Source organism: Leucobacter sp. GX0328, assembly GCF_053567315.1.
This window is the reverse complement of sequence record NZ_JBSGPC010000002.1, coordinates 143837-165044: the sequence shown is the minus strand read 5'-3', so window position 1 is coordinate 165044 and position 21208 is coordinate 143837. Positions and strand designations below refer to the sequence as shown.

General features: G+C 68.1%; 29 protein-coding genes, 1 tRNA gene and 1 other RNA gene. 25 read left to right on the top strand and 6 right to left on the bottom strand.

The window, feature by feature from the left end; all coding sequences use genetic code 11:
• Nucleotides 1-107 precede the first annotated feature (107 nt).
• Both nhaA and ACUYTF_RS08965 read left to right on the top strand, forming a co-directional pair.
• Nucleotides 108-1370, top strand: coding sequence for a Na+/H+ antiporter NhaA (gene nhaA, locus ACUYTF_RS08970; RefSeq protein WP_434142455.1), 1263 nt, complete (start codon nt 108-110; stop codon nt 1368-1370).
• Nucleotides 1371-1484: 114 nt separating this feature from the next.
• A tRNA-Lys gene (locus tag ACUYTF_RS08965) sits at nt 1485-1557 on the top strand.
• On the opposite strand, the gene ACUYTF_RS08960 is transcribed toward ACUYTF_RS08965, so the two are convergent.
• Entirely contained in the window at nt 1519-1821 is a 303-nt protein-coding gene (locus ACUYTF_RS08960; protein WP_449279837.1) for a helix-turn-helix transcriptional regulator, read from the bottom strand. The genes ACUYTF_RS08965 and ACUYTF_RS08960 overlap by 39 nt on opposite strands.
• A 452-nt stretch (nt 1822-2273) precedes the next feature.
• Between ACUYTF_RS08960 and ACUYTF_RS08955 the strand changes: the two genes are divergently transcribed.
• The 20 genes from ACUYTF_RS08955 (at nt 2274) to ACUYTF_RS08860 (ending at nt 14897) form a co-directional block, all read left to right on the top strand.
• Nucleotides 2274-2492 (top strand): hypothetical protein, encoded by a 219-nt coding sequence (locus tag ACUYTF_RS08955; protein ID WP_449279637.1) that lies wholly within the window; start codon nt 2274-2276, stop codon nt 2490-2492.
• Nucleotides 2489-2734: a hypothetical protein gene (locus tag ACUYTF_RS08950; protein ID WP_449279636.1), complete on the top strand. Its 246-nt coding sequence runs from the start codon at nt 2489-2491 to the stop codon at nt 2732-2734. Before ACUYTF_RS08955 ends, ACUYTF_RS08950 begins: the two co-directional genes overlap by 4 nt.
• A gap of 88 nt (nt 2735-2822) precedes the next feature.
• On the top strand, nt 2823-3074 hold the full coding sequence (locus tag ACUYTF_RS08945) for a hypothetical protein (RefSeq protein ID WP_449279635.1): 252 nt from the start codon (nt 2823-2825) through the stop codon (nt 3072-3074).
• Nucleotides 3071-3271, top strand: coding sequence for a hypothetical protein (locus ACUYTF_RS08940; RefSeq protein ID WP_449279634.1), 201 nt, complete (start codon nt 3071-3073; stop codon nt 3269-3271). Before ACUYTF_RS08945 ends, ACUYTF_RS08940 begins: the two co-directional genes overlap by 4 nt.
• A 94-nt stretch (nt 3272-3365) precedes the next feature.
• Nucleotides 3366-3662 carry an HNH endonuclease gene (locus ACUYTF_RS08935; RefSeq protein WP_449279633.1) on the top strand — a complete coding sequence of 99 codons (297 nt, stop codon included), beginning with the start codon at nt 3366-3368 and terminating at the stop codon, nt 3660-3662.
• Nucleotides 3656-5392: a hypothetical protein gene (locus tag ACUYTF_RS08930; protein ID WP_449279632.1), complete on the top strand. Its 1737-nt coding sequence runs from the start codon at nt 3656-3658 to the stop codon at nt 5390-5392. The genes ACUYTF_RS08935 and ACUYTF_RS08930 overlap by 7 nt, the downstream gene beginning before the upstream one ends.
• On the top strand, nt 5389-5589 hold the full coding sequence (locus ACUYTF_RS08925; RefSeq protein WP_449279631.1) for a hypothetical protein: 201 nt from the start codon (nt 5389-5391) through the stop codon (nt 5587-5589). Before ACUYTF_RS08930 ends, ACUYTF_RS08925 begins: the two co-directional genes overlap by 4 nt.
• A gap of 108 nt (nt 5590-5697) precedes the next feature.
• Nucleotides 5698-6732 (top strand): phage portal protein, encoded by a 1035-nt coding sequence (locus tag ACUYTF_RS08920; protein WP_449279630.1) that lies wholly within the window; start codon nt 5698-5700, stop codon nt 6730-6732.
• 4 nt (nt 6733-6736) lie between these two features.
• Nucleotides 6737-8389, top strand: coding sequence for a phage major capsid protein (locus tag ACUYTF_RS08915; protein WP_449279629.1), 1653 nt, complete (start codon nt 6737-6739; stop codon nt 8387-8389).
• Nucleotides 8390-8392: 3 nt separating this feature from the next.
• Complete coding sequence (locus ACUYTF_RS08910; RefSeq protein WP_449279628.1) at nt 8393-8734, top strand: hypothetical protein; 342 nt, start codon at nt 8393-8395, stop codon at nt 8732-8734.
• Nucleotides 8724-9137 carry a hypothetical protein gene (locus ACUYTF_RS08905; protein ID WP_449279627.1) on the top strand — a complete coding sequence of 138 codons (414 nt, stop codon included), beginning with the start codon at nt 8724-8726 and terminating at the stop codon, nt 9135-9137. Before ACUYTF_RS08910 ends, ACUYTF_RS08905 begins: the two co-directional genes overlap by 11 nt.
• Nucleotides 9137-9550 (top strand): hypothetical protein, encoded by a 414-nt coding sequence (locus ACUYTF_RS08900; RefSeq protein ID WP_449279626.1) that lies wholly within the window; start codon nt 9137-9139, stop codon nt 9548-9550. The genes ACUYTF_RS08905 and ACUYTF_RS08900 overlap by 1 nt, the downstream gene beginning before the upstream one ends.
• Nucleotides 9551-10042, top strand: coding sequence for a hypothetical protein (locus ACUYTF_RS08895; protein WP_449279625.1), 492 nt, complete (start codon nt 9551-9553; stop codon nt 10040-10042).
• The gene (locus ACUYTF_RS08890; RefSeq protein ID WP_449279624.1) at nt 10042-11724 is read left to right on the top strand and encodes a hypothetical protein; all 1683 of its coding nucleotides are present in this window, start codon (nt 10042-10044) and stop codon (nt 11722-11724) included. Before ACUYTF_RS08895 ends, ACUYTF_RS08890 begins: the two co-directional genes overlap by 1 nt.
• The gene (locus ACUYTF_RS08885; protein WP_449279623.1) at nt 11724-12086 is read left to right on the top strand and encodes a hypothetical protein; all 363 of its coding nucleotides are present in this window, start codon (nt 11724-11726) and stop codon (nt 12084-12086) included. Before ACUYTF_RS08890 ends, ACUYTF_RS08885 begins: the two co-directional genes overlap by 1 nt.
• On the top strand, nt 12083-13198 hold the full coding sequence (locus tag ACUYTF_RS08880; RefSeq protein WP_449279622.1) for a hypothetical protein: 1116 nt from the start codon (nt 12083-12085) through the stop codon (nt 13196-13198). The genes ACUYTF_RS08885 and ACUYTF_RS08880 overlap by 4 nt, the downstream gene beginning before the upstream one ends.
• Before the next feature lie 4 nt (nt 13199-13202).
• A complete protein-coding gene (locus tag ACUYTF_RS08875; protein WP_449279621.1) occupies nt 13203-13685 on the top strand; it encodes a hypothetical protein in 483 nt (160 codons plus the stop codon).
• Nucleotides 13682-14449 (top strand): hypothetical protein, encoded by a 768-nt coding sequence (locus ACUYTF_RS08870; RefSeq protein ID WP_449279620.1) that lies wholly within the window; start codon nt 13682-13684, stop codon nt 14447-14449. The genes ACUYTF_RS08875 and ACUYTF_RS08870 overlap by 4 nt, the downstream gene beginning before the upstream one ends.
• Entirely contained in the window at nt 14446-14679 is a 234-nt protein-coding gene (locus ACUYTF_RS08865) for a hypothetical protein (protein ID WP_449279619.1), read from the top strand. The genes ACUYTF_RS08870 and ACUYTF_RS08865 overlap by 4 nt, the downstream gene beginning before the upstream one ends.
• Complete coding sequence (locus ACUYTF_RS08860) at nt 14676-14897, top strand: hypothetical protein (RefSeq protein ID WP_449279618.1); 222 nt, start codon at nt 14676-14678, stop codon at nt 14895-14897. Before ACUYTF_RS08865 ends, ACUYTF_RS08860 begins: the two co-directional genes overlap by 4 nt.
• 1 nt (nt 14898) lies before the next feature.
• Here the strand turns inward: ACUYTF_RS08860 and ACUYTF_RS08855 are convergent, their stop codons facing one another.
• Nucleotides 14899-15732, bottom strand: a complete 834-nt coding sequence (locus tag ACUYTF_RS08855) for a tyrosine-type recombinase/integrase (protein WP_449279617.1) — start codon at nt 15730-15732, stop codon at nt 14899-14901.
• Nucleotides 15733-15749: 17 nt separating this feature from the next.
• Nucleotides 15750-15929 (bottom strand): hypothetical protein, encoded by a 180-nt coding sequence (locus ACUYTF_RS08850; protein WP_449279616.1) that lies wholly within the window; start codon nt 15927-15929, stop codon nt 15750-15752.
• Between the two features lie 192 nt (nt 15930-16121).
• Between ACUYTF_RS08850 and ACUYTF_RS08845 the strand changes: the two genes are divergently transcribed.
• Together ACUYTF_RS08845 and ACUYTF_RS08840 are read left to right on the top strand one after the other, a co-directional pair.
• Nucleotides 16122-16952, top strand: coding sequence for an inositol monophosphatase family protein (locus ACUYTF_RS08845; RefSeq protein ID WP_434142454.1), 831 nt, complete (start codon nt 16122-16124; stop codon nt 16950-16952).
• A complete protein-coding gene (locus ACUYTF_RS08840; RefSeq protein WP_434142452.1) occupies nt 16949-17356 on the top strand; it encodes a DUF3054 domain-containing protein in 408 nt (135 codons plus the stop codon). The genes ACUYTF_RS08845 and ACUYTF_RS08840 overlap by 4 nt, the downstream gene beginning before the upstream one ends.
• Nucleotides 17357-17452: 96 nt before the next feature.
• Here ACUYTF_RS08840 and gap read toward each other — a convergent pair whose 3' ends face one another.
• Complete coding sequence (gene gap, locus ACUYTF_RS08835) at nt 17453-18454, bottom strand: type I glyceraldehyde-3-phosphate dehydrogenase (RefSeq protein ID WP_434142450.1); 1002 nt, start codon at nt 18452-18454, stop codon at nt 17453-17455.
• A gap of 157 nt (nt 18455-18611) precedes the next feature.
• The gene (locus ACUYTF_RS08830; protein WP_434142449.1) at nt 18612-19550 is read right to left on the bottom strand and encodes a helix-turn-helix domain-containing protein; all 939 of its coding nucleotides are present in this window, start codon (nt 19548-19550) and stop codon (nt 18612-18614) included.
• A gap of 159 nt (nt 19551-19709) precedes the next feature.
• Between ACUYTF_RS08830 and ssrA the strand changes: the two genes are divergently transcribed.
• Nucleotides 19710-20081: a transfer-messenger RNA gene (ssrA, locus tag ACUYTF_RS08825) on the top strand.
• Between the two features lie 89 nt (nt 20082-20170).
• Here the strand turns inward: ssrA and ACUYTF_RS08820 are convergent.
• Nucleotides 20171-21025, bottom strand: coding sequence for a hypothetical protein (locus ACUYTF_RS08820; RefSeq protein WP_434142448.1), 855 nt, complete (start codon nt 21023-21025; stop codon nt 20171-20173).
• Nucleotides 21026-21208 lie beyond the last annotated feature (183 nt).

Below are 21208 nucleotides of genomic sequence, written 5' to 3'. Positions count from 1 at the left end.
CCTGTCGATGGTTCTCGGGCGCCGTCGATGCCGTACTATGTGAACACGGTGTGTCGGGAAGTCTGGTCGACGAGCGTTTCAGAGCCCCGTCGAAGAGGACAAGATTAATGAACCGTAATGAAACTTCACCGATCCATCTGCCCGGTGCGCCCAGCACCCGTACACGGACGATCCGCATCTTCACCCTGGTGAACCGGCGCGAGGCCAACCGCGTCGCGCGTCTGCTGCGCGCCGAGCTCATCGGCGGCGTCATCATCATGGGCGCGGCGCTGCTCGGCTTCCTCGCCGCGAACTCCCCGCTCGCGGAGTGGTTCTTCGCGCTGCGCGACTTCCGCATCGGGCCCGAGTCGCTCGGCCTCGACCTCACCGTCGGCACCTGGGCCTCCGACGGCCTGCTCGCGATCTTCTTCTTCATGACGGGCCTCGAACTCAAACGCGAGTTCGTCGAGGGCGCGCTGAGCCGGTTCTCGACCGCGATCGTGCCGGTCGCCGCGGCGTTCGGCGGTGTCGCAGTGCCGGCGCTCATCTACGTCGCGTTCAACGCGGGCGGCCCGGGGGCCCACGGCTGGGCGATCCCGACCGCCACCGATATCGCCTTCGCCGTCACCGTGCTCGGCCTCATCGCCCCCGGCGTGCCGGCGGCCCTGCGCATGTTCCTGCTCACCCTCGCCGTCGTCGACGACCTCATCGCGATCGCCATCATCGCGATCTTCTACACCGGCGGTGTGAACTTCGTCCCCCTGCTGCTCTCGCTCATCCCGATGGCCCTCTACGCCTTCGTCGCCCGCCGCTTGCCGCAGCAGCTCGCGGGCTCGATGTGGGGGCCGTGGCTCGTGCTGCTGCCGATCGGCATCGTCGCCTGGGGCCTCTTCCACGCCTCGGGCATCCACGCGACCATCGCCGGCGTCATCCTCGCCTTCCTCGTACCCGTGCGCGGCAAGGGCGTCGCACTCGCCGAGACGCTCGAGCACCGCTTCCGCCCGCTGTCGACCGGCATCGCGGTGCCGGTGTTCGCGTTCTTCGCCGCCGGCGTGGCCATCAGCGGCAACTCCGAGTTCCCGTTCAGCCCGATCGCCCTCGGCATCATGGCGGGCCTCGTGCTCGGCAAGCCGATCGGCATCACGCTCACGACCTGGCTCGTGACCCAGTTCACGCGGGCGCGCCTCGACGATTCGGTGAAGTGGAGCCAGCTCATCGGCGTCGCGGCGCTCGCGGGTGTCGGCTTCACCGTCGCACTGCTCGTCGCCGACCTGAGCTTCACCGACGAGACCCACGCCGACACCGGTGCGCTCGCGGTCATGGTCGGCTCGCTCCTCTCCATCGTCGTCGCCGCGACGCTCCTCGTGCGTCCGAAGCGCAAGCAGAAGTAGCGATCCGCGACCGGGCGGGTGCACCGACACACCCGGCGAACCGCGCATCCGGCCACGATTTGAGCCCTCCCGAAAAGCTGTGCTAACTTAGTTCTGTTGCTCAGGGAGCAGCAGGCGCCTTTAGCTCAGTTGGTAGAGCAGCTGACTCTTAATCAGCGGGTCCACGGTTCGAGCCCGTGAGGGCGCACGATTGGCCTCCACCCTTCGGGGTGGAGGCCTTTTCGCGTTTTACGGCCTCGATAAGCCACTCGACCGGCACGCTCAATTGCTCGGCGAACTCGACCGCTTGCGGCAGCTTCATATCGTGCTTGCCAGACTCCCAATTCGCCACGGTCGCCTGTGTCACACCCAGAAGCCGCGCAACATCGGTCTGTGTTAGGTCGCGCTCGGCGCGAACCGTCTTGATCAGGTCTGCGAATGACAGAACATCTGTCGCGAGTGGTGGAGTCATGGCTCAAGCATAACCCGAAATATAAGTTTTCTTCGACACGCCGCATTCAATATTAGAAACCTTATGAGCCGTGGGGATTATTTAACTTATGAACTCGCATAAGTTAACTAATCCACGCTCACCACCATGCCCGGCCGGGAACAACTGAACAGACGACGCTACCGAGGCAACCCATCGGGGATACGCGGGAGGCTACCGCGGAACAAGTCGCCACCCCGATCACGGCGTCGGGCGCGGTCAAGGAACACCCGGGCGCGCACCCCCACCACCCAACCGACGCCGCGAGTATCCCGGTCGTTTCGAGCCTCACCCGCTCGAGCGTGCAAGTCCGAAGCCCCCGGCTCCGTCGAAGCGTACGCCCTTGATATTGCGCCCCTCACGGGGTGCGTATCAGGGCGTGACGACCTCAACCCCTCCCACCATCGAAGCAACGAGAACAGGAGCACCCGACGATGAGCACCGCCGCCGACGCCGCTCGAGCCGCCCGCACCCGCAGCTACTACAACCCGCCCCGACCCCGGCCCCGCACCCTCGTCGAAGATCTCGCAGTCGCCGACCTCGACAAGACCCAATGCCCGAAGTCGGGCGGCCTCCACCTCATCCCAGCAACCGCGACCGTGTGTCTCCGATGCGGCACCGACGCCCTCAACCGACAGGACAACAACTCATGACCACCACCCCGACCGCCGACACCCTCAACAAGCTCGCCGACGACCTCGGCGACGCGCTCGACAGGATGGGCGAGCACGGCGCGCCCGAGAACATCCTCGCGGCCGGTTTCGCGCTCACGGGCATGATCTACCGCACGGCACGCCACCCCGAAACCGCACCGATGCCTGTCGCCCGCATGATCGCCGACGCCGACGGCGCGCTCGCATCCGCCCGGCTCGCACTCAAGGTAATGAGCGCATGACTCCGATTAAGCCCGGGCAGTTCCTCGTGATCCTCAGTCTCACCGCCGCCGCGCTCATCACGTCGGCCGCCCTCCTTGCGAGCTTCCGATGAGTACCAAGATCCGCGCCCGCGTGTTCCGCCTCCTCGATCCCACCCTCCCCCGGCCGTGGGCCGCAGTCGCTCGCCCCGTCGGCGAGGACAACATGCCTAGCGGTGGGATCGACGAGGCCCTCATGACGGCGCATCACTCGTGGCCCGAGGCGATGCTCGACGCCTACCGCCTACTGCACAACCTCGACGCGGAACTCATGGACGACGTGCACGCATCGCGGGCGACCCGACGCGAGGCCCGACGATGAGCGCCTCCGACGTGAAGGCCGAACGGTGCGCGGCCGTCTACGCCCGCGAGGATCTCGCGATGCTCGTCGACATGCACGAGATCTTCCCGCACCTCAACGAGTACCCGATCTCGGGCGACATGCTCGCAGTCATCCGACGCGGCACCCGCGCGCAGCGCCGCGCCCGCCGCCTCCGCGCGAACAGGAACACCCAATGATCGACCTCCTCACCTCGACCGGCCTCGGCTCGAGCCTCATGCTCGCCGCAGGGGTCGGCGTCATCATCCGCATCATCTGGAGCGGCCGCAGCCGATGAGCCACCACCACCGCACCCCCGAATGGCACCGCGCCCGCCGCGTCGTGCGCACGGTCATTAACGCCCGGCTCGCCCGCGGCGAATTCGTGCCGTGCGTGAACTGTGGTCGGCCGATCGTGTCCGGGCAGCGGTTCGATGTCGGGCATATCGTCGACGCCGACAAGGGCGGCACCGTCGACCTATCCAACCTCGGCGGCGCGCACCGCTCGTGCAACCGCAGCGACGGCGGCCGCGCGGGCGCAGCCAAGACGAACGCCGCATCACGGCGGGCGAGGAGACTGCCGCGATGGTGAACGACACCACGGCCGAGACCCTCGCCCGCCTCCTCGAGTCCGGCGTCGACCTCGCCAAGCTCGAGCGCCTCGTGTCGCTCGTCGCGCCGACCTACACCCCGCCCCTCGTCGAGGTCGAGCGCGTCGAAAAAGTTGCTTTGAGTCGTGCCGGTGCCTCCCCCGCTAAGGCTCACCAAGGCGCGTTTCCCCCCGATCACGCCGGGGAATTTCTGACGGGCGAAGCCGCATGGATCGAGCACCGAGACCGGGTGCTCCTCCCGACGACTCACTCGGATCTCAAGACGACCGAGGCGTCGCGCCGCGAGTTCCTCGAGGGTGCCCGCCTCCTCCGCTTCGACGGCGAGCGGGCAATCGCCGCCCGCACCCCGCAACCTCAGCAGCTATTCCTCGCCGACATCCTCAACGCCGGACACCAACGTAACGCGTTCCTCGTGCCTCGCCGCTCGTCAAAGTCAACGACGTTCAACGCGATCGCGGTCGGCCGTGCCGCGCACCGCGAGGACTACCGTGTCGGCATCCTCACCCTCACCTCGGGCAAAGCCGGGCGCAAGCGGTTCCTTAAAGACGTGGCCGCGCCGGTCGAGGCGCTCTACCGTGACAAGCGCACGCGCCCGTTCAAGGTGTCGCGCATCGCGGGCATGGAGGGCCTCGACTTCACCGTCGCGGGCGGCGGCACCGTCGATTGGCTGTCGACCCTCGACGACGTGCGCGGCGAAGCCTTCGACCTGTTCATCCTCGACGAGTCCGGCGAGCCGAACGATCCCGAGTACATCGCCGAGGTGCGCGCCGCGGTGCTCCCGACGCTCGACACCCGGCCCGGCGCACAAGTCGTGTCGATCGGCACCGCGGGCCGCTTCCGGTCCGGGAACATGCTATGGGATGCGATCTCGACGCTCCGCGCCGGACAGGGCGGCGGCGCGCTCTGGCACTTCCCCGAGGACATCACCGAAGAGGAGGTCTCCGACTGGGAACCGACCGAGGAGAACCCGGCCGGGCGCGCGCGGGAACTCATCGAGCTACATCATCCCGGCGTCGGCACCCTCACGACGCTCGAGTCGATCAAAGAGAACTTCGACGAGTTCAGCCGCGAGAAGTTCACCCGCGAGTACGGCAACATATTCGGCACGATCGGTGAAGCGACCGGCCTCCTCGACCCGATCAAGTGGGCCGAGGCGGGCACCGGCGCGGATCTCCCGACGCCGCCCGAAGAGTTCGCGATCGCGATCGCCGTGCACCCCGATCAGACGTGCGCCGCGATCGTCGCCGCATGGCGCGACGACGAGGGCCGCGCCGTCCTCCTCCTCCTCGACCACAAGCGCGGCGTCGAGTGGCTCAAGAAGTCCGGCCCCTACTACGCCCGCAAATACACTCGAGCGCTCACGTTCGACACGGCGTCGCCCGTCATCGCCCGCTTCCTTCCCGGCTGGCAGCGCCTCCGCCCCCGCCCGAAGATCGACGGCCGCGGTTTCATGGACGTGAAGAAGGCCGCGACGCTCATCGTCGATGAGGTCGACGAAGGCCGCGTGATCCACTACCGGCAGCCCGAACTCGACGACGCCGCCAAGAAGGTCGTGAAGCGCAAAGCGGGTCCGAGTGCGTGGGCACTCGGCCGCGACCCGAAGCACCCAGAACACGACATCACCGCGATCGAGGCGGGCGCGCTCGCCCTCCTCGCGTTCGACGAATCGAAACCCCGCACCAAGACCCACCGAGGACGTGTAACGACATGATCGACTTCGACAGCAACGGCCGCCGCTCATCGGTCGTCATCACCTGCACTGAGTGCCCGTTCTGGTCGGCGATCCGCCTCGACCGCGACGAGGCGCACGAGTGCGCCGTGAACCACGAGAAGGTGTACCACCCCGAATCGCGGCAAGCCCGCGACGCCGCCCGGAAGTACCGGCAGCGCCACCGCGCCGCATTGTAGGAACCCCTGTAGCCGGCCCGCCGCCGGCTCTGAGGGTATCTACAATGCGGGCGGTGCTCGAGCCGACCGGTTCACAGAATGTCCCACCCCCCTCCGCAGGGTAGAGGCGTGGGCATCTTCGACATCTTCCGACGTACACAAGCCGTGACGAGCTACGCGACACCGGCCGCGGTCGGCCTCGTGTCGCCGCACGAGTCGGCCGCGCTGAGCCGCATCGCATGGTCTGAGCACTTCCAAGGCGCGACCGGCGTCGTGAACCGCAACGGCGCGATGCGGATACCGGCACTCGCGAAGGCGCGTAACGTGCTCGCCGGAATCATCGCATCGCTCCCCCTCGTCGAACTCGAGGGCGAGGCCCCCGTCGATCAGCCGTGGCTCTACCGCTCGAGCGGCGACGTGTCGCCCTGGCACCGCCTCGCATGGACCCTCGACGACCTGTTCTTCCACGGGTGGAGCTTGTGGGCCGTCGAGCGCGACGCGGCCGGGCAGATCGTCGACGCCGCCCGGGTGCCGTTCGAGGTGTGGTCCGTGAACTCGACGACCGGCGAGATCACCGTGAACGGTAAGCCCGCTCGCGCGTCCGAGGTCATCCTCATCCCGGGCAGCTTCGAGGGCATCCTCGAGGCCGGGGCCGACACGATCCGCGGCGCGCACGCCCTGCAACAGGCATGGATTGGCCGGGCGCAAAACCCGATCCCCCTCGTCGAGTTGCATGAACTCGGCGACGACGAACTCGAGGACGACGAAATCGACCAGATGCTCGCCGACTGGTCGGCCGCCCGCACCTCGCCGACCGGTGCCGTCGGCTTCACCGACCACCGCGTCGAACTCCGCGTGCACGGTGCCGTGTCTACCGACCTGTTCGAGGAGGGCCGCAACGCGATCGTGCTCGACATCGCCCGCATCACCGCGCTCCCGGCCGCGCTCCTCGATGGGTCGATGTCGTCGGCGACCCTCACCTACTCGACGCAGGAGGGCAAGCGCAACGAGTTCATCGACTACACGCTCCCGACATGGCTCCGCCCGATCGAGGCGCGCCTGTCGATGGACGACGTGTGCGAGCCGGGCCGCCGCATCCGCTTCGACCTCACGAGCCTCACCGCCACCGAAACCCCCGCTATCTCCGACCCTGTAGAGGACTAACCCCATGACCACCCCGACCATCACCGCCATGTTCTCGGCGTCTACCGCCCTGTTCGCAGACGCTGAGGCGCGCACCGTTCGCGGCCTCCTCCTCCCGTTCGGTGAACTCTCGGCCCCGTCGGTCGACGGCACCGACCCGATCATGTTCTCGGCGGGCACCGTCGAACTCCCCGCCGACCCGTCGATCGTGTCGATCAACTCGGGCAGCGACTACGGCCTCAAAGATCACTCGCAGTTCGCGAACGTCGGCCGCGCGACCGAGATCGTCGAGACCGCCGAGGGCATCGTCGCCGAGTTCGCGATCGCCCGCACCGCCGAGGGCGACAAGCTCCTCGCCCGCGCGACGAGCGCCGACCTCACCGCCCGGCCCCGCCTGTCGGCCGAAATCGCCGGTCTCGTGCGTCGCGGTGCTCAGGCCGTGAAAGCACGCCTCACCGGCGCGGCCGCGTGCTCGCAGGGCGCATTCGCGTCGGCCGCGATGTTCTCCGCCGTCGACGCCGCCGTCGAGGTGCTCGAGGACGAGGCCCCCGCCGAGGATCTCGACGACGACGCGAAAGACACCCTCGTCGCCGACGTGACCGCCGCCGTGCTCAAGGCCCTCGAGACCGAAGGCACCGACACCGACACCGACACCCCCACCGATCCCGCCCCGAAAGAGGAAACCATGACCGCATCCGTACCCTCCACCCTCCGCACTCCCGGCAAGGCCCCCGCCGACTCGACGACCGCGGTCGGCCTGTTCGCCGCGCTCACGACCGCGCGCCGCACCGGCGACCGGTCCGGCCTCGAGGACTACCTCGCGGGCGAAGCCGCGTTCGCGATCGCGAATATCAACCATGCCGGGCCGTCGGGTGCGACGATCTCCGACGACATCGCGCAGCCCGCCTACATCGGGCAGCTGTGGAACCGCAAGAAGTACGAGCGCCGGTTCTTCCCGCTGTGTGGCACCGAGACCCTCACGAGCTTCGAGATCAACGGGTGGAAGTTCGCCGAGGGCAAGGAGCCGGTTGTCGCCGCCTACGCGGGCAACGGTGCCGAGATCCCTTCCAACGCCGTCGACACTGAGCCGGTCAAGGCGACCGCGCGCCGCATCGCGGGCGGGCACCGCATCGACCGCCGCTTCACCGACTTCCCCGATCAGGGTTTCTGGCAAGCGTACTTCGACTCGATGGTCGAATCGTATGCACGTGTCTCCGACCTCGACGCCCTGTCGACGATGGTGACCGCCGCGACCGCAGTGACGGCGGCCGCGGTGCCGGCCAATGTCGCCCCGGCCCTCGCCGCGGTCGTCGACGGCGCGCTCGCGATCATCGCGACCGAGAACTCGCCCGCATTCGCAGTCGTGTCGCCCGAACTGTGGCGCGACATCGTACTCACCGGCCGCGACGAGGTACTCGGCTACCTGTCGGCATCCTTCGGCCTCGAGGAGGGCAGCGCGGGCGGTTTCCGCATCCTCCCCGGCCCCGTCGGCACCGGCAAGGTGCTCGTCGGTGCACGCGAGGCCCGCACGATGTACGAGCTTCCCGGCTCGCCGATCCGCGTCGAGGGCCTCGTGCCCGCAAACGGGCAGATCGAACCCGCCCTGTATGGCTACATCGGCGATGTGACGCACAACGCCAAGGCCCTCGCGCTCGTCACTCCCCCGGCAGCAGGTTAAGCCATGACCGTATGGCATGACGTCGAGTCGGCCGCGCACGCGTGGGACGACGCACCCGACGACGACGAGCGCCTCGGGGAACTCCTCGAGGTCGCTCGCGGTCAGGTCGTCGCCTACTCGCCCCACAAGAAGGCCGACCCGGCCGTCGCGGCCGACTCGACCGAGGTGCCGGTCGCGTACCGGCTCGCGCAGCTCCGACAGGCACAAAACCTGTGGGCCGCGGGCAGCGTATCGCCCGACGGCGGCCTCGGCGACGGCGAGTCGTTCACGCTCACCCCGCACCCGCTCGACTGGCACGTCAAGCAGATCATTCGACCGAGAGGAGGGCGGCCCCGTGTTCGCTAGCGCCCGCGCCTACGTGCTCGCCGAGATCCAGGTGCCCGGTACGTGGAAGGTCGTGCCCGAACAGCGGTTGCCCGACGTGATCGACCGCGAGACTCTCGTCGTGAAGCACAACCGGGTGGAGCGCCTCGCGGCGGCCCCTCGCGGGAACCAGCAGCACGAGATCATCCTCGGCGTGTTCATCCCAAACAAGGATCTCGCGAAGGCCGAGGCCCGCCTCGACGAGGCTGTCGCCGAGGTGCTCGCCGCGGTCGACGCGCACCCGCATATCAGTTGGACCGAAGCTCAGAAGGTCGTGCACCCGAACGAGCAGTATCCCGGCTGGGAAATGACGCTCACCGTCATCACCGCCACCACCCCCGACCCGACGGCCGCACCCGCGGCCGAGATCCCCCAGGAGGCATAATGCCCGCAATCGCCGTTTCCCCGTTCCAGCTCACCGACTGCCTGTTCACGGTCGAGGCCGATAACTATGAGGCGCACGTGTCGAAAGTCGAGTTCGCGCCGACCTCGGCCTCGTCGACGTTCAAGGGCCTCACCCCGAATGCTTCGTTCACGTTCACCGGCGCGCCGACGTGGGTCTGTAACCTCACGTTCGCGCAGGACTGGAACACGCCCGCGTCGCTATCGCGCTACCTGTTCGAGCACACCGGCGAGGAGGTTGATGTGACGTTCGAGCCGAAGAAGGGCGGCCCCGCGATCACCGCGACCATCGTCGCTCAGCCCGGATCGATCGGCGGCGATGTCGACGCGATCGCGACCTCGACCGTCGCGCTCGGCGTCGTCGGTAAGCCCGTCCTTGAGCCGATCGTGCCCTAAGTGGCCGGGTCGATTAGCCTCCTTGTCGAGTCGCCGCTCTCGACGCTCATGCAAGCGATGAGCGGCCTCGACAAGGACGTGCGCACGCAGATCGGGCGGCACACCAAAGCCGCCGCACAGCCCATATGGTCTGAGGTTACGCGCGCGCAAGTCACCACGAGGCTACAGACCCGACTCGCCGCATCCGCCCGCGCGGGCGTCACGACACGCAACGTGTTCTTCCGCGCGGGCGGCACCGGCAAGATCGGGGCGACACCGCTCTCGAGGCTCGCCCTCGCGATCGAGTTCGGTGCACACCCCGACACGAAAGTCGCGACCCGATCGCGCAAGGGCACCCCGTACACGCGCCGCATGGGCGGCGGTTTCCGGCTCCCCCGATCCCGCGGATACGTCGCCTACCCGGCCTCATCCGAGGCGATCCCCCGCGTCGCCGCACTGTGGGTACAGACCGCGGTGCGCACCGTACATGAATCACTCGAGAAGGTGAACTAATGGCGAAACCGCCTATTGAGATCGGCCTCGCGTCCGAGGGTCGGGCATTCCGTCAGGGCATCGAGTCCGATGTGATCCCGCCCCTCGAGGACGCGCAGAAGGAACTCAAGAAGCTCGGCGAGTCGGGCGAGGATACCGGCGACGGCCTCGAGGATGTCGGCAAAGCGGGCAAGAAGTCCGGCGAGCAACTCGAGCGGGCGATGCGTGAAGCGCAGCGCGAAAGCGACCGCACCCGCGTCGATGTCGAGAAGCTCGGCGACGAGATCGTCGCGGCCGGGCGCAAGGGCAAAGACTTCGACGCCGGGGTCCGCGAGGGCACCACCGGCGCGAGCGACGCGGTGCGCGAGTGGGGCGACGAGGCGAAACAGAACGTGGCGGAGACGTTCTCGAGCTTCCGCGGTGACGCCGAGGATCTCGTCGGCATCGTGCAAGACACGTTCGGTGGCGTGATCTCAAACCTCGGCCCTATCGGCATGGCCGCGGGCGCGGCCGGTGCTATCGGCATCGGTCTCATCATGGGCGCATACGAGAAGGCGCAGAAGGCCGAGGAGGAGTTTCGCGAGTCGGTCGCCGAACTCGCCGAGGCGCTCATCGACGGCGGCGGCGAGGGTGCCGAGGGCGTGCGCCGCATCGCCGACGGAATCAAGGGCCTCGCCCTCGAGACCGACGACGGGAAAAAGAAGCTCACCGACGTTGCACGTGAAGCCAAAGCGGTCGGGGTCGAGGTCGAGGGCCTCGCGGCCGCCTACGCCGGTTCGGCCGACGCGCTCGACGAGTACGGTACGAAAGCCATCGAGACCGCCGAGGCTGAGCGACAGGTCGCGCGCGCACAGGACGCTATGACCGACTCCTACGGTCGCGCATCCTCCGCCACCAAGGACAAAATCAAGGACTACACCGCAGTAATCGACTCTGTCGAGAAGCTCAAGAAGCAACAGGCCGAGGCCGCCGAGATTGAGCGACTGTGGATCGAGTCGGGCGGTGCCGCGATGGAGGCCCGCGCCGAACAGATGGACACCCTACAGGGCGAACTCGACGACGCGATGGGGTCGTGGTCCGACTATCAGGACGCCGAGACCGGCGCGACCGACCCGGCCGCATACCTCGCGAACATGCAAGCCCGCATGGATGCCACCGCCAATTTCAACAGCAACGTGCAAACCCTAGCGCAACAGTTCGGCCTCACCGCCGACGAGGTGCAATCGATCCTCGACCAGGGCGTCGACTTTGCGCCGATGCTGCAGTCGATCATGAACGCCGGTATGGGCGAACAATATGCGACGCAAGTGCGGTCAATGCTCGACGGCGGGCAAAGCATCATTGACGGCACGAGCACGACGATCCCGGTCGAGGCGCAGACCGACGCCGCATCGGCCGCGATCGACGCCGCCGCAACCGACCGAACGAGCACCGTCGCCGCGAAGCCCGAAACCGCGACCGCCTCGAGCGCTCTCGATGCTGTCGCCGCGAAGAAGCGCACCGCGACGATCGACGCGAAAGCCGACACGAAAGCCGCCGACGCCGCGCTCGACGCGACCGCGACCCGATCCCGCACCGCGACGATCAACACCTACGCGAACACGTCGGGCGCAGATCTCGCGCTCGCAAACTTCATGAACCGCGACCGTAGCATCACGATCCGTGCGCGGGTCGTCGACCAACGAGGGCAGGAAGTACCGTAATGACCACCACCACGTTCACCGCGGCCGGTATGCCCGCATGGACCCCAACGCTCGTCACCGACGACAAGCTCGGCCGCCGCGCCCGCGCGATCGTGCACGAGCTACTCGGCGCCGCAGCCCCCGCCGTAACGTTCCTCCCGACGCTCGTGCGCGCGGGCGACCTCGGCATCGTCTGCAAGACGCCCGCCGAGGCGGCGACCGGTCTCGCCCTGTTCGCGGCCGCCCGCCCGATCACCCTCGCCGACACGGCCCGCCCCGATCTCAACATGCGCTTCATCGTCGCGGGCGAGATCTCGCAGCACACCGACACCGACACTGGCGTCGTGCTCCTATCCGTGCCCGTGCAAGAGGTGGCGGCATGATCGACCGGTTCGAGATCCGCGCGACACTCGCCGACGGCACCCCGCTCGAGGTCGAGGCGCTGACCGTCACGCTGTCCGACACGTGGGCACCCTACGTGCGCGGATCGCTCACGTGCAAGCTCCCGGCCGAATCGGTCGTGCAAGCGCTCGACCCGCGCGCCGCGATCCCGCCCCGCGTCGATGTCGAGATCGTGCGCAGCTTCGGCAGCGCCGACAACACGCTCGCCCGATGGACCGCCCGCGCGCTCGCACCGACCGCCAAGGTCAGTGAGTTCACGACGCTCGGCGCACGCAAAATGTCGTGGGGAACCGCGCACGCAACCCATTACAACGGCGCGCCCGTATCCGGTCAGTCGATGCGCCTCGCCCTCACCGTCGACGAACTCCACACCGACGACGGGGCGGGCATCCTCGAGCTTACGATCGGCGGCGCTGAGCTACGCCTACAGGAATACACCGCCCCGAAGTCGGCCTACCTCCTCGGGCCGCGCCTCCGCGACGCCGTGAACGAGGCCCTCGTCGCCGTCGGCCTCGGCACCCTCGGCGCGGGCGAGGGCCTCACGATCTACAACCCGCCCCAATGGGAGGAGCGCGAAACCGCCTGGGACACGCTGCACAAGTGGCTCGACGAGATCGACCACCGCCTCATCTGGGATGAGCGGGGCCTATGGCGCATCGTGAACCGATCGACCACCCGCGCCCGCCCGCCCGTCACCCTCGCGGGCCTCAAGGAACTCGGCCGAGATCTCAGCCGCTCCGATTGGTATGACGCCGTAGAGGTGTGGTGGCACTGGGAAGAACCGGACCCCGTGACGGGCGAGCCGGTCAAGAAGCTATTTCGCGAGCCGTCGACGTGGTCGACCTCATGGACCAAGGTGCTCAACGTCGACGTGAACGGGCAGCCCAAGGGTGCGGGATACGCCAACGAGATACTCGCCCGCTACCGGCGCAAGGGCGAACAGCACCGCTACGTCGCGCCGCTCGATCTCGACGTGCGCCCCCTCGACACCCTCACCATCACCGGCAGCGGCGGCCCCCGCTCCGCAACCATCACCGCAGTCACGATCGCGCTCCCCGCGGCCGAGATCACCGTCGAAACACGAGAGGCATAACCCCATGGCAACCGGACCCGGTTTCACCGACGCGCAAGGCGTCTACATGCTCGGCGAGGCCGACGAACGCCCCCTCGCCTCCGACCTGTTCAACCTCCCCGGGGCGTCGATCAGCGCGCAGCTCGGGCTTGTGCGCAACGAAATCCAGAATCTCCGCGACCTCAGCACCCCGACCGACTACACGCCGACGGCGGCGGCCGGTAGCGCGATCGGATCGAACATGCTCGTGACCAAGCTCGGCCGACTCGTGCACGTGCAACTCCACCTCACCCGCACCACCGGCGCATTCGTCGCGTCGTCGGGCCTCGCATGGCTTCCGCAGCCCTACGGCGGGAAACAGCAGCGCCCCCTCGCGTCGTGGTTCGGGTCCGGTCAGGTCGGGCATATCATCCTAGCCTCGAGCGGGCAGCTACAAACCGACGTGACGGTCCCCATCGCGGGCGCGACCGTGCTCTACGGCAACTTCATCTATGTGAGTAACTCGTGACCGCGGCCGCACTCCTCGTCGCCCTCACCACATGGGCCGCACAGGTGAACTATCGCCTTATCGACCGCGATCGCGCCTACGGGGCGCAATGCTGGGATCTCGCCGCCGACTATGCCGAGAGGGTCGTCGGGTGCCCGCTCGCCTATTTCTGGACGCTCTACGACGAGGACAGCCCCGACCACACCCTCGTCTCGTCGATGTGGCTCTACTGGCCCGTGCACCCCGGCATCGTCGACTACTTCGAGCGCCTCGACCGGTACGCGACGATCCAAGCGGGCGACGTGCTCATCTGGGCGCGATCGCGAGCGTATCCCGCCTCGCATATCGCGGTCGCGCTCGCCCCCGCGAACGGCGGCACGGTGCTCTGCATGACACAGAACCCCGGCGCATCCCGCATGGAAGATCTCACCCTCGACGGTCTCCTCGGCGTGCTCCGCCCCTACACCACCCCCGACCCCTTACCCGTGATCCCCGAGGAGGACCCCGTGACCACCATCTATGTACGCGCGACCGGCAACTCGTCGCCGCTCCCCGACGGCAAGCCCGCCCGTATCTGGGCCGGTAACGATCGCCGCTACGACGGCACGCTCTACTCCGACCTGTGGGCCGTCGACACGTCGACCGGCACCGCCCGACGCCTCACCATGTCCGAGAAGAAGGCAATAGAGGGCGCATATGCCGCGATCGACCGGCCGATCCCGGTCGCGGATCTCACCGGCAACGAGGTCGAGATCCTCGTGCACGGCCCCAAGGGCAAGCGGTGAACGAGACCCTCGCGGCCGTGCTCGCGCTCCTCGGCGTGCTCGGCGCGGCCGCGATCACCGCCGTCGGCGTGATCCTCGGCCTCATGTGGCGGCGCATCACCCACCTCGAGGCCGACGGCCGCGCCGTGTGGTGGTGGGCGCGCGCGATCGCGGATCTCTACTACCGGCACCGCCGCGCCGACGCCCCCGACCTCCCACCCCCTCCGACCGCAAAGGACGTGACCTCATGACTACACCGACCCCCCGACGCCGCCGAGACCGCGGCGCACGCGGCACCTGGTGGACGCTCCGCCGCCGCCGCTACCTGTACGGCCTCGCCGCGGCCGCCGTTCCCGTGGCAGTGTCCTACGGCCTCGTGTCGGGCGACCAGACCGTGCCGCTACTGGCACTCGCGGCCGCCGTGCTCGGCACGACCGGCACGGCCCTCGCAAACCCGACGCCCGAGTGATCTACGCGCTCGCGGCGGCCGCGATGCCTCGTCGCATCTGGTCGTCGCGGGCGGGCGTATAGACCTGAGTCGTCGCGACGCTCGCGTGCCCGAGGAGTTTCTGAGTCGCGCGCAGATCCCAGTCGGTGCCGCGGTAGTAGTGCCCGGCCGCACGGTGCCGCAGCATGTGCCCGGTGACGCCGGGCGGTAGCGCACGGCTGAGAAGCTTCGACACGTAGGGTGCCGAGAGGTGTCCATCGATCCGGCCAGGGAAGATCCACCCGCGGGGCCTGTCGAGGAGTTCGCGGGCGAGCGCCTCGTCGAGCGGGATCGTACGTGTCTTACCGCCCTTGCCATGCACGATGAGCGAATGCCCGAGGAGATCCTCGAGCACGTCGTCAGTGTGCACCCGCGAGATCTCGACCGCCCGCAAGCCCTCGATAGAGGCGAGCTTACCCATAAGCGCGAGGCGGCGGTCGCTCGATCCCTGGATGCGGCGCACGCTCATCTCGTCGGCGGGGCGATGCGTGCCCGGTTGCACGGGGCGACCGCGCAGCGCAAGCGCGGGATTGTCGGGCCGTCGGCCGGTCATCTGCATCCACCCGAAGAACGCGCGCAGCGCCGACCGTGCCGACCGGCGCGTCTGAGGCGACCAGTCGTTACCGCCAAGCCATGACGCAAGCGCATCGAGGCCGACCTCGAGCGGGTCGACCTCGGGCAGCGCGACGGCGAGCCGCCGCAATTGATAACCACGTAGCTTCACGGTCGCCGCCGAAGCGTCGCACGAGCGCAGATAGTCGAGCCAGATTACGATGAGCGCAGCCCACGGTGGCGGCGCTATGAGTGTCGGATGCATACCCGAATCATCGGCTCTCACCGCCGGGGCCGTCGAGCCTCGTCGTTCGCGATAGCGAGGTCCACGAGCGCCGAGAACACTCGCGTCCACCGCTGACCTAGGCGCATCTGCTCGGCACCCTCGGCCCGACCTATGCGTGCGCGGCACCGCTTCTCGAGCACGGCGAGGCGCTCCTCGCGCTGTTCATCGAGTGTCATGCTCCGACCTCCTCCACCATCCATGCCGGGATGTAGTCCGGTATGCTGAAATCAAGCTTTTCTCTTATCGACCCATAATCAGCGGGTCCACGGTTCGAGCCCGTGAGGGCGCACAGCAAGAGAAAAGCCCCACTGACCAGTGGGGCTTTTCTTGTATCCGGAGCACGTCCGGGTCCTTGCGGGAAGGTCATGATGGCAGTCGCTCCCCCACTCCCCTCCGCAGATCTCGCGTTCGCCCTGGAACTCGCCGATCTCGCCGATTCCATCTCGCTGCCGCGATTCCGCGCGGCAGACCTGACCATCGAGACGAAGCCCGACCGCACCTTCGTCACCGACGCCGACAAGGCGGTCGAAGACGCACTGCGCGAGCGCATCGAACACCACCGCTCCGACGACAGCTTCTTCGGCGAGGAGTCGGGCCGCACCGAGAAGGGCGCGCGCCGGTGGATCCTCGACCCCATCGACGGCACCTCCAACTATCTGCGCGGCGTGCCCAACTGGGCGACCCTCATCGCCCTCGAAGTCGACGGCGTCGTCGAGACGGGCGTCGTGAGCATGCCCGCCATGGGATCGCGCTGGTTCGCGGAGACCGGCGGCGGCGCGTGGCGGCAGGATCACCGCGCCACGGGAGCCGCCACCGCACCCCGGCGCATCGGCGTCAGCGGCATCGCCGACCTGGAGCACGCCTCGCTCAGCTTCCAGTCGATCGAGCAATGGCGCCTCGCAGGCCACCTGCCGTCGCTGCTCGCCCTCGAAGAGCGGGTGTGGCGCGACCGCGCCTACGGCGACGCCTGGTCGTACATGCTGCTCGCCGAGGGCCTCCTCGATATCGTCGCCGAGTTCGATGTGAAGGCCTACGATCTCGCCGCCCACATCCCGATCGTGCGCGAGGCCGGCGGCCGCTTCACCGACGTCACGGGCGCCGAGAGCGCCTGGAACGGCAGCTCGCTCGCCACGAACGGTGCACTGCACGACGCGGTGATCACGACCATCGCGCGAGCCCGGGCCGAGGGCGCGCGATGAGCACTGCGAACGCCGGCCGCGCCGTGCCCACGGCCCGCACAGCACTCCTCGCACTGCTGTGCGATGCGGCGCTCGTGCTGGTCTTCGCCGCGTCCGGACGCCGCAGCCATGCGCGCGACGCGACACTCGTCGGCCTGCTGCAGACCGCCTGGCCGTTTCTGGCAGGCCTCGGCCTCATGTGGCTCGTGCTGCTCGCCTGGCGACGCCCGCTGAGCATCGTGCGCATCGGCATCCCGCTCTGGCTCGGCACCGTGCTCATCGGCATGCTGCTGCGCCTCGTATCGGGGGCCGGCACCGCGCTCCCCTTCGTACTCGTCGCCACCGGAGCGATCGGAGTGCTGTTCATCGGATGGCGCGCCATCGCGCTGCTCGCACTGCGACTGCGCGGCCGCCGCGCGGAGTAGCACGCGGGGCGCTCAGCGCCCGAGCTCCGGAACGGGCCCCGAAAATGACGAAACCCCCGACTGCCCTCGGGGGTTTCGTGTTCTCGGACTAAACGCTTAGGCCGAGAGCCTTTCGAGCATGTGGGCTGCTCGGTTCGAGAAGCCCCACTCGTTGTCGTACCAGGCGACGACCTTCACGTAGCGGCCGCCGGCCTGCGTGAGGTCGGAGTCGAAGATCGACGAGTAGGGGTTTCCGACGATATCGGAGGAGACCAGCGGGTCTTCCGAGTACTGCATGATGCCCTTGAGCGGCCCGTGGTCGGCGGCCTGGCGGTATGCCGCGAGCACCTCTTCGAGGGTCACGTCGCGAGACACGGTCGCGTTGAGCTCGACGATCGAGCCGACGGGAACGGGAACGCGGATCGAAGTGCCCTCGAGCTTGCCGTCGAGCTGGGGCAGCACGAGGCCGATGGCCTTCGCGGCGCCGGTCGTCGTCGGCACGATGTTGAGCGCCGCAGCGCGCGCACGACGGGGGTCGCTGTGCGGCCCGTCGATGAGGTTCTGATCCTGCGTGTAGGCGTGCACGGTGGTCATGAAGCCGTGGTCGATGCCCGCGAGCTTGTCGAGCACGTCGGCGAGCGGCGCGAAGGCGTTCGTGGTGCACGATGCGTTCGAGACGATCGTGTGCTTCTCGGGGTCGTACAGGTGGTCGTTCACACCGACGACGACGGTGAGGTCGGCACCGGTCGCGGGGGCGCTGATGAGTACGCGGCGAGCGCCCGCCTCGATGTGCTTGTTCGCATCGGCGGCCTTGGTGAAGCGGCCCGTCGACTCGAGCACGGCGTCGACGCCGAGCTGGCCCCAGGGCAGCTCGGCCGGGTTGGCCGAGGCGTAGACCTTGATGCTGCGATCGCCGACGTGCAGCTCACCGTCGGCGTACGAGACCTCGGTGCCGAGGCGGCCGTACACGCTGTCCCACTCGAGCAGGTGAGCGAGGGTCGCACCGTCGGTGAGGTCGTTGATCGCTACGACCTCGATGTCGGCATCCTGCGCGAGGATGGCGCGGAGCACGCCGCGGCCGATGCGCCCGAAGCCGTTGATCGCAATACGTCCAGTCATGGAGTTCAGTCCCTTTCGACAACACTGGATTGATTCTGGTTCAAGTTTCTCGCGATCCTCCACCGATCACCAGTGGCAGTAATGCCACAGTGCAAACGATTCGCGCCAAACTCTGAACGCGCGGTATCCGATGGGGAACGGGTCGGTGCCGAGCCGCTCATGCGTCGGAGAACGTACGCCGGTACTCGGTCGGCGTCGTGCCGAGCACACGGCGGAAGTAGCGGCGGAGGTTCGTGGCCGTGCCGAGGCCGACCTGCACCGCGATCAGTTCGACGCTCAGATCGGTCTCTTCGAGCAGCTCGCGCGCCCGGTCGAGCCGCGCGCGCATGATCCACTGCATCGGCGTGTACCCGGTCTCGTCGCGGAATCGGCGTGAGAGCGTCCGCGGCGAGACCCGCGCGTGCGCCGCGAGCTCCTCGATCGCGAGCGGCTCGGCGAGGTGCTGCAGCGCCCAGTCGCGGGTGTGCGTGAACCGCTCGCCGTGCGACTCGGGCACGCTGTGGGGCACGTACTGGGCCTGGCCGCCGCTGCGGTACGGCGCGGCCACGAGGCGCCTCGCAGCATGGTTCGCCACCGCCATCCCCGCCTCCTTGCGCAGGATGTGCAGGCACAGATCGATGCCCGACGCCGCGCCGGCGGAGGTCAGCACCGATCCCTCATCCACGAAGAGCACGCGCTCATCGACATTGATCTCGGGATACTTCTCGGCGAGCGTACGCGAATAGTGCCAGTGCGTGGTCGCGCGCCGCCCGTTCAGCAGCCCGGCCGCCGCGAGCGCGAACGCGCCGGTCGAGATCGCCGCAATGCGCGCCCCCCGAGCGTGGGCGCGGCCGAGCGCCTCGGACAGCACCTGCGGGGGCGGATCCTGGTCGGGCACGCGGTACCCGGGCACGAAGATGAGATCGGCGATCTCCAACGCTTCGAGCCCGTGCTCGACATGGTACGAGAGCCCGTCGCCGCCCGCGATGAGGCCCGGGCGCACGCCGCAGACATCGACCGTATAGGGCATGCTCGCGCGGGTCGTGAACACCTGCGCCGGAATGCCGACGTCGAGAGGTTTCGCCCCCTCAAGCACCACCACCGCCACCCGTCTCACGGTGAACCAGTCTACCGCCTGCGCACGGAGCGGTTTCCTGCCGGGCTTGGTTTTGCCCGCGCGAAGAGGTATCCTGTAGGGCCGGGGTTCGCCCTGGTTTGACAATTCCACAGTGCGTGATGCGAATACCTCGACTGGGCCCTCACCGGCGCAGTGCACGGGGCCGATCGGTTTCGACACGTCGATTTGAGACTGTGAGAAGCGGGCCGAGGATGCGGAGTTATCTCGTTAACGCCCTTCGCAAATCATAGGTGCCAACGCTAAGCGCACCGACTTCGCTCTCGCTGCCTAAGCACGAGACCGAGTCCGTCAGGTCGGGTGGGCCTCCGCCCCGGTTTCCTGGCGTCATCTAGGGGGCTTGCTGGTGCGTCGTGTCTCAGGGCGCGCCGGGACTTTCACTGAGGCTGGGCCTGTCGTTCTAGGTGTTCGCGACAAAGAACGGGGCCGAGTAGAACGTTTTCACGAACTACGCTCGTAGAAGGCACGGAATCGTCGAAGTGGACCGGGGTTCGATTCCCCGCGGCTCCACCGAGCTATTCGCATCACGCACTGCGGAATCTGCAGAGGCCGCCCAACGCATTCCGCACCGGGCGGCCTCTGCGGGTTCCGCGGGTTCGCGTTCAGAACGGCAGGTCGAGCGCGAGGTATGCCCCGAACTCCGCGTTCTCCGGAATCGCCGGCCCGTCTGCCCCCTCCGCCATCGGGACCTCCTTGCTGATGTCCAGCACGCACGTTGCAGTGAAGGCGCCCTCCGCCGGAACATCCTGATAGTCATCGCACACGGCGAAGATCTCGTCGCCGACGAAACCGACGATGTAGATGCTCGTGAACTCTGCGACCGCGCCGAGCGACGAGGTGATCTCGACCTCGACCCTGCCCTGCGGAGTCCCCGAGAACTCCCCCACCGAATAGCCGCCGGGCACGCTCGGTTCACCGAATTCGAGGCGGGTCTGCTCGATCACGATGGACGCAGCTTCGAGCGACTCCGAGGTGAACGCCCCCTCGAAGACCGACCGCTGACCGGGCAGCAGATAGTTGATCGCCGGCACCCGGTCGAGGATGGCGCCGTTCTCGTCGTACGCGGTGACATCGAAGAACGCCTCCGCCGCCTGCTGCTCGTCGGCGTTCGCGACCAGAGTGACGAGCGACCAGTACTCCGACTCCTCCGTTTGGATGATGGACGGCGACTCGAATTCGAGGTCCGAGATCACTCGGATCTCGATGCCGTCGACCTCGTGCACCGTACCGTGGGTGCGCTCGCTCAGCTCCTGCCGTACGCTGCTCAGCTCGGCCGTCTGCCTCGCACGATCCTGCGCGACCGCGACCACGGCGACCGTAAGGCCGACGGATGCGAGGAGCAGAATGCTGCAGAGCGCGGCCAGCACGATGACAAGCGCTGAAGCCGCCCGTCTGGGCTTCGACTCCCCCACTGGAGCAGTCTCGGCCGGGGGTCCGCTGATCCCGGTATCCGTCATCGTATGCCCCCTCGCATCGAAGCCGACGGTCGCCGACGCTCGCACGTCGCGGAGCTCCGCCCGCGCGGGCCCCTAGCACGCAATGTAGCAGGTGCATCGGCCTGGCCGCGCGCAGTTGGTGCAGTATCGACGTCCGATTCCGGGACGGCCCCGGCGAGTGACGCGGAAACAGCCAGAAACGGC